The organism is Orbaceae bacterium lpD02, from assembly GCA_036251875.1.
Lineage (GTDB): Bacteria > Pseudomonadota > Gammaproteobacteria > Enterobacterales > Orbaceae > Orbus > Orbus sturtevantii.
Window position 1 is genome coordinate 2233065 of sequence record CP133960.1, and the last position, 12483, is coordinate 2245547.

Here is a 12483-nt window from a genome sequence, read left to right on the forward strand (position 1 = left end):
AGTAGAATATGACAAACGAAATAAGGAAAATTATTTTAATCGCACTATTCAAATATTTAATTTAAAGATTTATATAGAGTATTCATTATTTTATTTATATTATTACTTTCATTATATTATGTGAATACATCGCTCATTACATCGCGATACTAGCCAAGTATAATTGCCGAACCCAAAGCTAGTGTAGTTAAAATTTTATATATATTTGTTAGTTTTTTTGCAAATATACTATTTTGCAAACTAATATGTACTTCTTTTTAAAATAACGCTTAATCCAATTGATTATTCTACTTACTTATCATTGTTAATAAAATTCTTTTAAATCAATTTATTAGTTGTTTATAGTGTCTGATGCCATTGCTGCACAATAAATAAAAAAATTCCTCTATATTATTAACATTTAATTACAGGATAGCAAGTAAATTAAATTGGATGATTTTTAATCGCTCTAAATAGCGTAATTTTAGTCGCGATTTTCTTATAAGCTAATCGATTTACTTATTTAATAGCGTTTATCATCGAGTCATCAACGAATGCCTTTTTACTAAGTAAGGTTATTAGATAATCACTGCATGTTATTAAAACCTATGCTATGATAGCGCAGAATGAAAACTCTGAAGCAAGTAAACCTAAGTCATGGTGATAAGGTCTATTTGCCGCGATGTACTCGCCGGGCATAAATAGAAATGTGCATGTCTCCCGTTTTTTGGAAAGGTGTTTTTAAATGCAACAGCACTCAGGTGATACACTATTAGTTGATGGTTATCAGCGACGATTTGAATATTTACGTCTATCTTTAACTGAGCAATGTAATTTTCGTTGCCAATACTGCTTGCCTGATGGTTATCATCCTGACCGAACGAATCAATTTTTGGCCATGCCTGAAATTAAGCGTGTAATTAATGCATTTAGCGAGCTAGGTGTGAAGAAAGTCCGCTTAACTGGAGGTGAGCCAACTCTGCGTCGCGATTTCACCGATATTATTAGCTCAATTGCAGATTATTCCTCTATTAAAGAGATCGCATTAACGACTAATGGTTCTCGTCTATATCACAATATTGCTCAATGGAAAGATGCGGGACTTACTTCGCTTAATGTCAGCATCGATAGCTTTTCACCGCAGCAATTTGCGCTGATCACTGGTGAAAACAAATTACATCAAGTTATGCGCGGGATCGATAAAGCATTTGAAGTAGGAATGGCTAAAATAAAAATAAACACGGTGCTAATGAGAGGGGTAAATGATGATTTAAGCTATTGTTTGCCTTGGCTTAAAGAGCATAATGTTGACTTACGTTTTATTGAGCTTATGGAAACAGGTGAGGGGCAATCTTATTTCAAACGCTATCATATGTCAGGTGAAAAGATAGAACAACAATTGCTTAAGCAAGGCTGGCAACTCATGGTTAAAGAAGGGTTATCAGGTCCTGCAAAAGTATATCAGCACACCGATTACCTAGGCAGAATTGGCCTAATTATGCCGTATGCAAAAAACTTTTGTCAGAGCTGTAATCGTCTGCGTATTTCGGCGATAGGTAAATTACATTATTGTTTATTTGGTGATTCTGCCATTGAATTACGTGACTTATTGAGTAATGATGGGCAAAAAATATTATTACAACAGCGTATTTTAAATTCATTAAAAATGAAACCAGAGACGCATTTTCTGCATCAACATGATGCGGGGATTACACAAAATCTATCTTTTATCGGCGGTTAATGCCTGGAATTAAAATAGCGCATCTTGCTTTAGGCTGTGGTTTTAAGCAAGTCACTTTACCTCTTGGTTATAAATATCACATTAAAGTTAGTGATAAATAAACCGGTAAGTGACGCTTTATAGGAAAGAAATCAAACAGCAAACTCTTTGTAAATAAATATCAGTATAGATATTATTATACCGCGAGAACTTGTATCTTGCGGTATAATAATTACATTCCCATCTGTTTTTCACGTAATTCAGCAAGCGTTTTACAATCGATGCAAAGATCGGCTGTTGGTCTTGCTTCTAAACGTTTTACACCAATTTCCACACCACAAGAATCACAATAGCCAAAATCACCACTATCAATTTTTAATAAGGTTTTTTCGATTTTCTTTATCAGTTTGCGTTCTCTGTCTCTCGCTCTAAGCTCTAAGCTAAACTCTTCTTCTTGGGTAGCTCTATCAGCAGGATCTGGGAAATTAGCCGCTTCATCTTGCATATAGCTAACTGTTTTACCCATTTCGTCGCGAAGCTGGTTTAACCATGCCTCTAAAATGAGACGAAAATGTTGTAGCTGCTTAGGGTTCATATACTCTTCGCCCACCGCCTCTTTATAAGGCTCTAAGTTAGCCATAGCAAGGAGGCTTAATGAAGAGCTATTTACTTTCTGTTCCTTTTTCAACGCGATCCCCTTTTAAACAAAATATTTAAAGCGGTAGACTATAGCAACAAATTGTTCTTTATCAAATCGTTTTTAACTATCTTTACGAAAAACTAACATATATATATTTTATATAGTTAGCGATCTAAACATAGCACAATTTTTGTTGAATATATTATCTATTGTTTGGTTCTATCTAGGTTTTTTAACACAGTTTCATGGCAAAAATAGCTAGTTTAAATTACGACCAGCGGGTCATCCCTTTTAATGGTAGATGACTAATTAGTTCGGACAACAAGCTATGATCGGGTAATACTAATTCTGGTTCGAGGTCGAAGAGTGGGTAGAGCACGAATTCACGGTTTTTCATATCATAGTGAGGAATAGTCAAATTTTCACTATTTATCTGTATATTATCGTACAGCAGTATATCTAAATCGAGAGTTCGTGGCCCCCATCGATTGGATTTCCTAACTCTACCAAGGTCTTTTTCAATTTTTTGCAAGGCATTTAATAGGGCGATAGGTGACAACTCGGTGGTAATTTTTATTACCGCATTTAAATAATCAGGTTGATCTTGTGGTCCTAAAGGCTTGCTACGATAAAAAGGGGAGACTTCAAGCACTTTGGTCGATCGTAATGAATTGACCGATTTAACTGCATCTTGTGCTTGTTTTAATGGCTCGCCTAAGTTCGCTCCTAATGCAATAAATGCTAACGACATATTTTATTCCTAACTATTCATATGCATAAAACAAAATTTACTTTGTTAAAATGCGCGTTAATACAATATCCTGTTTGTTTTTATAACCAATCATTATAGCAAAATAATAACCAATTTTTGTCTTTTATGTCATTTTCGTTTGTCTTTCTGTCAATTGCGTGCAATTTGTGTTCAATCTCGTATAATCAATCAATACTCGATTTTATATTATTGTTAATTGCGAACTAAGGAGACACAAATGAATGTTGCTTTTGTAACTGGCGCCTCAGCCGGATTTGGTGAAGCTATTTGTCGTAAATTGATTGCTGATGGATATAAAGTTATAGGTAGTGCAAGGCGTATAGATAAACTAACCACTTTAGCTACTGAGCTTGGGGATAATTTTTTACCGTTACAATTAGATGTAACACAAAAAGATGCGGTCGATAACCTACTATTAAGCCTACCGCAAGGCTTTAAAAATATTGATATCTTAATTAATAATGCAGGATTAGCGCTAGGAATGGAGCCTGCATATGAAGCAAATTATGATGATTGGGAGACGATGGTTCATACTAATATCATCGGCTTAATGCATTTAACACGGGTTATTCTCCCCAGTATGGTTGAACGTAATTTTGGCTATATTATTAATTTGGGCTCTACAGCAGGTAATTACGCTTATCGAGGTGGTAATGTCTATGGTGCAACTAAAGCTTTTGTTAAACAATTTAGTGCCAATTTACGTACTGATTTATTCGGTAAAAAAATACGTGTAACCAATATCGAGCCAGGATTATGTGGTGGTACCGAATTTTCCAATGTAAGATTTCATGGCGATAAAGCACAAGCTGAAGCTATTTATCAAAATGTTAATTTTATTACTGCGGAAGATATTGCTAACACCATTTCATGGCTAGTTGATACACCTGCACATTTTAATGTTAACTCATTAGAAATCATGCCAGTTGCTCAAGTAGCAGCTGGGCTTGCGGTATCTAAAGATATGACATAATTATGTACTATATCAATATGCCTAACTTATATTAAAATCTATTGTATTAAAGCGGATTACTGACAATTGCGTTACGGTTAGGTATGGTTATTTGATTGTAAGCCGCTAACTTAAAAATAAAAAAATTTGATTGTTAATAAAATACACTTGCACTTATGTTCAGTGATTGCTATTCTTTTGCCTTAATAGTGAATTGAGGTTTATCAACAATGGCATTTTCTGCGGTTATCAATATATTTGCAAATAGCCTTCCAGGCACAGATAGCTATGTGAAGCTGCGTCAAGCAATGCAAAAATTAATTCAAGAAGATCCTAGTAATGCTGCGGTTTACTTTTTGGTATTTGGTTTTGCTCGTACTTATGTCATGTTATATGAAGATCAAGAAGTGTCACCACAATTTGCCGAAGACAACCAAAAACTGATGCTGTCCTATCTAAACATACTTGATAGCGCACTCAAAAAAGGTGATGGTGCTAGTTTATATAGTGCACTAAATTGTGTTGTGAACGAATACGAAAATAGTAAAAAAGTTTTTTAATACTGCAGCCCGACTTAAAACGTCGGGCTGTTTTGTTTTTGGATTGATATCAATCAAGCGAGATGAAATTAGGCAAATGAAAACAGTAATGATTATTAACATGATTATTGGCACCTCTGGCACCATTAGGCTCGGAGCGGGTTGATTTTTCCTAAAATCGTCGAAAAACCCGCAAAATTTAGCGGGTTTTTTTATACCTCAATATGGCTCAATGCATATTGAAAACAACAATATACAATATAACTTTGATCAACAGGTGAAAGGTGCAATATGAAAGTATTAAAATTTGGAGGAACATCCGTTGCCAATGCTGAGCGTTTTCTTCGCGTTGCGGAGATTATTGAAAATAATGCCAAGCAAGAACAAACCGCCATCGTATTATCAGCGCCAGCTAAAATAACCAATCATTTAGTTGCGATGGTTGAAAAAACGGTGGCAGGACAAGATATTAAACTCAATATTCAAGACGCTGAAATGATCTTTGCTAGTCTTCTTGCTGGCTTAGCAGATGCCTTCCCCAATTTTGCTTATGAAGAAATGAAACGTTTCTCGCTCAATGAGTTAAATAACCTAAAACAACTTTTTCATGGTATTCAACTATTAGGGCAATGTCCTGATAGCATTAATGCCACTATTATTTGTCGTGGTGAAAAATTATCGATTGCGATAATGGCGGTACTGCTTAAAGCTAAAGGCCATAGCGTAACAGTAATTAATCCTGTTGCAATGTTGCTTGCCGACGGTGACTATTTAGAGTCAACCGTTGATATTAACGAATCAACTCGTCGAATCAAAGAGTTAAATATAGCCAAAAATGACATTATTTTAATGCCAGGATTTACGGCGGGTAATGAAAAAGGTGAGCTTGTTGTGCTTGGTCGTAATGGTTCTGATTACTCCGCAGCAGTATTAGCGGCTTGCTTGCGCGCAAGCTGCTGTGAAATTTGGACTGATGTTGATGGCGTATATACCTGTGATCCTCGCCTTGTTCCTGATGCCAGATTATTAAAAACGATGTCTTATCAAGAAGCGATGGAATTATCTTATTTTGGTGCTAAAGTCCTTCATCCTCGAACAATACTCCCTATTGCGCAATTCCAAATCCCATGCTTAATTAAAAACACTAATAATCCAGATGCACCAGGTACGCTAATCGGTGCTAATGTTGTTGATACTTCATCGCCGGTAAAAGGGATCACCAATTTAAATAACATGGCGATGATTAATGTTTCGGGGCCAGGTCTTAAAGGTATGGTAGGGATGTCGGCTCGTGTATTTTCAGCGATGTCATATGCGGGGATTTCGGTTGTATTAATCACCCAATCCTCGTCAGAGTACAGTATTAGCTTTTGTGTGCCACAGGCTGAGCTTTACCGAGCAGAGGACGCTTTAAGTGATGAGTTCTACTTAGAACTAAAAGATGGTTTACTCGAGCCAATAGAAGTGATCGATAAGCTAGCCATCATCTCAGTTATTGGTGATGGTATGCGAACATTGCGCGGATTATCAGCTAACTTTTTTACGGCGCTAGCAAAAGCCAATATCAATATTGTTGCCATCGCGCAAGGTTCATCGGAACGCTCTATTTCGGTCGTTGTGGATAATGATATTGCCGTAATGGGCGTTAGAGTTGCTCATCAAATGTTATTTGGTACTGATCAAACTTTAGATGTATTTATTATTGGTGTTGGCGGCGTAGGCGGGGCGCTCGTTGATCAGATTAGCCGTCAACAAACTTGGCTTAAAAACAAACAAATTGATTTAAAAGTCTGTGGTCTATTTAATTCAAAACATAGCATATTTAATCGCGATGGACTCAATTTAGCAAACTGGCGTGATGCAATAAAACAGAGCACACAGGCATATACTCTAAATCAAATTATCGAATTTAGTAAAGATAATCGCTTGCTTAACCCTATTTTAGTCGACTGTACATCAAGTGCAGAGGTTGCAGGTAAATACGTCGATCTTCTCGCGAATGGTTTTCATATTGTTACGCCAAATAAAAAGGCCAATACTTGCTCAATGGATTACTATTTACGCTTACGACAAACCGCGGCCAAAAGTAAACGTAAATTTCAATATGACACGAATGTCGGGGCCGGCTTACCAGTTATTGAAAATCTGCAAAACTTACTCAACGCGGGTGATGAACTCATTCGTTTCTCGGGGATCTTGTCAGGATCACTGTCATTTATTTTTGGTAAACTTGATGAGGGTATGTCATTATCAGCGGCGACACAATTAGCTAAAGAGAAAGGCTTTACCGAACCCGATCCTCGCGATGATTTATCCGGTACTGATGTGGCAAGAAAACTTTTAATTCTCGCGCGAGAATCAGGCTTACAGTTAGAACTAGCGCAAATCAAGGTAGAATCAGTTTTACCTGACTCATATTCACAGGGTAATGTGAGTGAGTTTATGGCTAAGCTCCCACAACTTGATGCAGAATTTAAAACTAAAGTTGATACCGCCGCCAAGCAAGGTAAAGTACTACGTTATGTGGGGAGTATTGATAATGGGCAATGTAGTGTTAAAATTGAGGCTGTCGATAGCGATGATCCGCTATATAAAATTAAAAATGGTGAGAATGCATTGGCATTTTATACTCGGTATTATCAACCCATTCCATTAGTTTTGCGTGGTTATGGTGCGGGCAATGATGTAACAGCCGCGGGTGTATTTGCCGACATCTTACGAACAACTTCGAGCAAAATCGGTGGTTAAATGAGCAAGTCAATAAAAGTATATGCCCCAGCCTCAATGGCCAATATTAGTGTCGGATTTGATATTTTAGGGGCGGCAATTCATCCTATCAGTGGTGTAATGCTTGGTGACACTATTATTGTCGAACAAGCAACGCAGTTTCAATTAACGAATAAAGGTCGATTTGTTAAAAACCTACCGAAAGACCCTAAACTTAATATTGTATATCAATGTTGGCAACGTTTTTGTCAGGCAATGGGTAAAACGCTGCCTGTTGCCATCACACTTGAAAAAAATATGCCAATTGGTTCTGGTCTTGGCTCAAGTGCTTGTTCGGTAGTGGGGGCATTCGTCGCCTTAAATGAATATTTTAATAAGCCATTTAATGAGCAACAAATGCTAAGCATGATGGGGGAGCTTGAAGGACGGATCTCCGGCAGCGTGCATTATGATAATGTGGCACCTTGTTATTTGGGTGGAATGCAACTTATTATTGATGAAATGGACATTATCAGTCAGTCCATTCCTCATTTTGATAATTGGTACTGGGTGATGGCCTACCCTGGCATAAAAGTCTCAACAGCAGAAGCGAGAGCGATTTTACCTGCACACTATCAAAAACAGGACTGTGTTGCCCATGGACGTTACGTAGGTGGCTTTATTCATGCTTGTTACACCAACCAGCCACAACTGGCGGTCTCGATGCTACACGATAATATTGCAGAGCCTTATCGTAAACAATTATTACCTAATTTCGAACAAACACAAACGGCAGTTAAACGCTTAGGTGCTCTTGCTTCAGGCATATCAGGTTCAGGACCAACGATTTTTGTTATCGCCGATCAGCTTGAGATCGCTCAGCAAATTGAATTATGGTTGCACGCTCATTATTTACAAAATGATCAAGGCTTCAGCCACATTTGTAAGATTGATAAACAAGGTACGCGAGTTGTTTAACCAACCTATACTGCTCGCAAAATAAACGACTAAACAAAATTTAAGCATAGATAGAGAGTCGAAATATTATGAAACTTTACAATTTAAAAGATCATTCTGAACAAGTTAGCTTTTCTACGGCAGTACAACAAGGGTTAGGTAAAGGGCAAGGACTCTTTTTTCCACAGGATTTACCTAAATTTACGCCGAGTGAAATTGATTCATTATTAACATTGGATTTTGTCAGCCGCAGCGCTAAAATCTTATCAGCATTTATTGGTAGCGAAATAAGCAGTGAAGATATGCAGCGCCTAGTTAAAAATGCCTTTCAATTTCCTGCCCCTGTTAAGCCTATTGAAGACGACATTGGCACATTAGAACTATTTCATGGTCCGACCCTTGCCTTTAAAGATTTTGGTGGTCGTTTTATGGCACAAGCGCTAGTACAAGTCGCGGCTGACAAAAAAATAACTATTTTAACGGCTACATCTGGCGATACCGGTGCAGCGGTTGCACATGCATTTTATAATTTACCTAATATTCGGGTGGTGATCCTTTACCCACAAGGGAAAATTAGCCCTTTACAAGAAAAACTATTTTGTACGCTGGGTGACAATATTCATACTATTGCGATCAAAAGCGATTTTGATGCGTGCCAAGCACTAGTAAAAAAATCATTTGATGATGAAGAGCTAAAAACAAAAATTGGTTTAAACTCCGCTAACTCTATTAACATCAGCCGATTACTTGCACAAATTTGTTACTACTTTGAAGCGTTTGCCCAGTTAACGCCAAAACAACGACAACAGTTAGTGATTTCAGTACCTAGCGGTAATTTTGGCGATCTGACTGCTGGCTTGTTGGCTAAAACGATGGGGCTACCGATCAAACGCTTTATTGCCGCAACTAATGCTAATGATACCGTGCCGCGTTATTTAGCAACGGGCAAATGGCAGCCTCATAAAACAGTCGCGACAATATCGAACGCGATGGACGTAAGTCAACCCAATAACTGGCCACGCATAGAAGAGATCTATAAACGAGAACAGTGGGCATTAAAATCACTTGCTTATGGTGCCGTCTCCGATCAAGTTGCAAAAGAGACAGTACGACAACTTGACCAGAAAGGCTATTTGTCCGAGCCGCATGGTGCCATTGCTTATCGTGTATTGCGCGATCAGCTACAAGAGGGTGAATACGGACTATTTTTAGGTACTGCTCATCCTGCTAAATTTAGGGAAGTTGTTGAAGCTATTTTAGCTAAACCCATTCCATTACCGATAGAACTCGCAGAGCGTGCTGATATGACCTTATTATCTCATGTTATGCCAGATGATTTTGCCAAATTACGCGAATTTCTAATTAGTCTAGCGTGGTAACTTTTTTAGTTATTATTCTATAATGAGCGCTGACAAGCCAAAATCAAAAAATAAGATTTAGCCGGCAAGGATGCAGGCTGTTGTTAAAATAATATAATTAAGCTATTTTATTCAAATGATCTCCATAAATAGCGAGGAAAATAAATGCACTGCCCATTTTGTAATGCAGACGACACTAAAGTGATCGATTCTCGTTTAGTTGGTGAAGGCTATCAAGTCCGTCGCCGTCGACAATGTAATGAATGCAATGAACGTTTTACGACCTTTGAAGTTGCCGAATTGATTATGCCCAACGTGATAAAAAGTAGCAAAATCCGTGAGCCATTTAATGAAGATAAACTACGCAGTGGCATGCAAAAAGCACTGGAAAAGCGTCCAGTAAGTTCAGATGCTATTGAAGATGCCGTCACTCGCATAAAATCAAAACTTAGAGCAACAGGCGAACGAGAAGTTCCAGGCAAGCTCATTGGTGACTATGTAATGGAAGAGCTTAAACATCTTGACAAGGTTGCTTATATTCGGTTTGCCTCTGTCTATTTTAGCTTTGATGATATCGAGCAATTTAGTAAAGAAATTGCCAAGTTACAGTAGCAATAGTCATGACGGATTCATCTTATTTTAGTGATTGTGACCAAACCTATATGGCTAAAGCGATTGAACTCGCGCAGCTTGGTCGTTTTACGACTACACCAAATCCCAATGTAGGTTGTGTTATCGTCAATGATAACCAGATTATTGGTGAAGGTTATCATATTAAAGCCGGCGGTCCTCATGCCGAAATCCATGCCCTAAGACAAGCCGGATCCCTAGCTACAGGGGCGACTGCCTATGTCACTCTAGAGCCCTGCAGTCACTTTGGTAAAACTCCCCCATGTGCTGATGCATTAATCAAGGCAGGGATTGCCAGAGTAGTAATTGCCATGCAAGATCCCAATCCACAGGTTGCTGGCCAAGGTGTTTATCGACTTCGGCAAGCTGGTATTGAGGTCGATATTGGATTACTTGCCAAACAAGCAGAGCACATTAACCGCGCTTTTTTAAAGCGTATGCGTACCGGTATGCCTTATGTTCAACTTAAACTCGCGACCTCACTAGATGGCAAAATAGCGATGGCATCAGGCGAAAGCAAATGGATCACCTCCAGCGCTGCGCGGCAAGATGTCCAATGTTTTCGCGCTCAAGCAAGCGCTATTTTAAGTACTCGGGCAACCGTACAAGCTGATAATGCCAGCTTAACGGTGCGTCACGCTGAATTACCACACAATATTAAAACCCTTTATCCTCAAGAGACAATTCGCCAGCCTATTCGGCTAATTATTGATAGCAAAAATAAACTGACAGGTGATGAAAATATTTTTAAACAACCAGGCGAAACATGGATTATTCGTAAAGAGCAAACGGTTTTGCCTAAAGCCAATTGCCAATTACTCGTTGAATCCTCTTTACAACCTACGATTAACTTGACCTATTTATTAAAACAGTTGGCAGAAAAACAGCTAAATTCGATCTGGGTTGAAGGGGGGAGCCACTTAGCCGGAGCGTTAATTGAACACGACCTTGTTGATGAGTTAATTATCTATTATGCCCCCAAATTACTTGGTCATAATGCACTTGATATGGCGATATTACCTAATTTAGATCAGCTTTCACTCGCACCAGAATTTGCGTTCCATTCAGTTGATATGATAGGTACTGATTTGCGCTGCATACTACATAAAAAGCCACCTTTATTACTATAAACCAAGTGGTAGGTCGAGATAAACGCATATTGCCTTAGCAAGCAGGCTTATCATGGCGATTAATTCCGCCACTAATCAACCGATAAATTGATAGCTATCACCTAATGCGCTAGCTTGAACGCCAAACTGGCGCAAGTAATGATCAACGGCATTCATTGATTGCCAATGATTTTCGCACCAATCAGGCGCTAATAACGTCGGCTTTCGCGCATTGGCAGAAATACGATGATATACGATCTCTTTTGGCGTATGGCGAATTAACTCACCAGCAATATCAACATACTCATCTAATGATAATACGGATTGACGGCCCGCCCGCCATGCTTTGGCCATAATGCTGCCTTCAACAATATGTAAAGGGTGCAATTTTAAGCCATCAACGCCCGTGTCTAGCACACGGTTTAACGTCGTAAAGCAGTCTTGTTTGGTCTCTTTAGGTAAGCCGACAATTAAATGTGTGCAAACTTTTATACCTAATTGGCGAGCTTTTTGCGTGGTCTTATGATAGTCGGCGTAAGTATGACCTCGATTGATCTCATGCAGTGTTTTATCATTCGATGTTTGTAGACCAAGCTCTAGCCAAACTTCATAGCCTTGATTTTGATACTCCGCCAATAACATTAATGCTTCATCAGGCACACAATCGGGACGTGTGCCAACGCAAAGCCCTACAATATCAGCGTTTTGTAAGGCTTCTTCATACATCTTTTTCAGTATGGCAACTTCCGCATAAGTGCTGGTGTAAGCTTGAAAATAAGCTAAATAGCGCTGTGATTTTTTCATTTGTGATGCTTGTAAAACTAGCTGTTCGCTGATGGACTTAACTTGAATTGATTCATCGATGATCGAAGCGACATTACAAAAAGTACAACCGCCACGGCCTAACTCACCGGTTCTATTTGGGCAGCTAAAGCCACCATGTAAGGTTAGTTTATAAATTTTTTCACCATAACGACGCGCGAGATCGGCGCCAAAGGTATTGAGGACTAAATGTAATTGCATTAACGGTAATTGCTATCATGATTAATTTATCGTTGAATTATTATAAGGGTGAAAATCTCAACTGAACACTCTTTATTCTCCAGTCGGTTAACAATTAT

At 38.4% G+C, this 12483-nt stretch carries 11 protein-coding genes and 1 riboswitch; of the genes, 8 read left to right on the forward strand and 3 right to left on the reverse strand.

From position 1 onward, the window contains the following. Nucleotides 1-600: 600 nt before the first annotated feature. A riboswitch (molybdenum cofactor riboswitch) is annotated at nucleotides 601-733 on the forward strand. Next, complete coding sequence (gene moaA / locus RHO12_09840; protein WVD65670.1) at nucleotides 725-1720, forward strand: GTP 3',8-cyclase MoaA; 996 nt, start codon at nucleotides 725-727, stop codon at nucleotides 1718-1720. (Overlaps the previous riboswitch by 9 nt.) A gap of 211 nt (nucleotides 1721-1931) precedes the next feature. Here the strand turns inward: moaA and dksA are convergent, their stop codons facing one another. After that, nucleotides 1932-2387 carry an RNA polymerase-binding protein DksA gene (gene dksA / locus RHO12_09845; GenBank protein WVD65671.1) on the reverse strand — a complete coding sequence of 152 codons (456 nt, stop codon included), beginning with the start codon at nucleotides 2385-2387 and terminating at the stop codon, nucleotides 1932-1934. A gap of 220 nt (nucleotides 2388-2607) precedes the next feature. Continuing rightward, on the reverse strand, nucleotides 2608-3090 hold the full coding sequence (gene folK / locus RHO12_09850) for a 2-amino-4-hydroxy-6-hydroxymethyldihydropteridine diphosphokinase (protein ID WVD65672.1): 483 nt from the start codon (nucleotides 3088-3090) through the stop codon (nucleotides 2608-2610). A 238-nt stretch (nucleotides 3091-3328) separates the two neighbouring features. Between folK and RHO12_09855 the strand changes: the two genes are divergently transcribed. The 7 genes from RHO12_09855 to ribD all read left to right on the forward strand — a co-directional run bounded on the left by RHO12_09855 (nucleotide 3329) and on the right by ribD (nucleotide 11383). Then, nucleotides 3329-4084, forward strand: coding sequence for an SDR family NAD(P)-dependent oxidoreductase (locus tag RHO12_09855; protein ID WVD65673.1), 756 nt, complete (start codon nucleotides 3329-3331; stop codon nucleotides 4082-4084). A 209-nt stretch (nucleotides 4085-4293) separates the two neighbouring features. After that, on the forward strand, nucleotides 4294-4623 hold the full coding sequence (locus tag RHO12_09860) for a hypothetical protein (GenBank protein ID WVD65674.1): 330 nt from the start codon (nucleotides 4294-4296) through the stop codon (nucleotides 4621-4623). 270 nt (nucleotides 4624-4893) lie between these two features. Beyond that, nucleotides 4894-7350 carry a bifunctional aspartate kinase/homoserine dehydrogenase I gene (thrA, locus tag RHO12_09865; protein WVD65675.1) on the forward strand — a complete coding sequence of 819 codons (2457 nt, stop codon included), beginning with the start codon at nucleotides 4894-4896 and terminating at the stop codon, nucleotides 7348-7350. Beyond that, nucleotides 7351-8286, forward strand: a complete 936-nt coding sequence (thrB, locus tag RHO12_09870) for a homoserine kinase (GenBank protein ID WVD65676.1) — start codon at nucleotides 7351-7353, stop codon at nucleotides 8284-8286. A gap of 68 nt (nucleotides 8287-8354) precedes the next feature. Further along, nucleotides 8355-9644 (forward strand): threonine synthase, encoded by a 1290-nt coding sequence (gene thrC, locus RHO12_09875; GenBank protein ID WVD65677.1) that lies wholly within the window; start codon nucleotides 8355-8357, stop codon nucleotides 9642-9644. A 144-nt stretch (nucleotides 9645-9788) separates the two neighbouring features. After that, the gene (nrdR, locus tag RHO12_09880) at nucleotides 9789-10235 is read left to right on the forward strand and encodes a transcriptional regulator NrdR (protein ID WVD65678.1); all 447 of its coding nucleotides are present in this window, start codon (nucleotides 9789-9791) and stop codon (nucleotides 10233-10235) included. Between the two features lie 8 nt (nucleotides 10236-10243). Beyond that, nucleotides 10244-11383: a bifunctional diaminohydroxyphosphoribosylaminopyrimidine deaminase/5-amino-6-(5-phosphoribosylamino)uracil reductase RibD gene (gene ribD, locus RHO12_09885; protein WVD65679.1), complete on the forward strand. Its 1140-nt coding sequence runs from the start codon at nucleotides 10244-10246 to the stop codon at nucleotides 11381-11383. Between the two features lie 75 nt (nucleotides 11384-11458). On the opposite strand, the gene RHO12_09890 is transcribed toward ribD, so the two are convergent. Next, a complete protein-coding gene (locus tag RHO12_09890; protein WVD65680.1) occupies nucleotides 11459-12385 on the reverse strand; it encodes a TIGR01212 family radical SAM protein in 927 nt (308 codons plus the stop codon). Nucleotides 12386-12483: the final 98 nt, after the last annotated feature.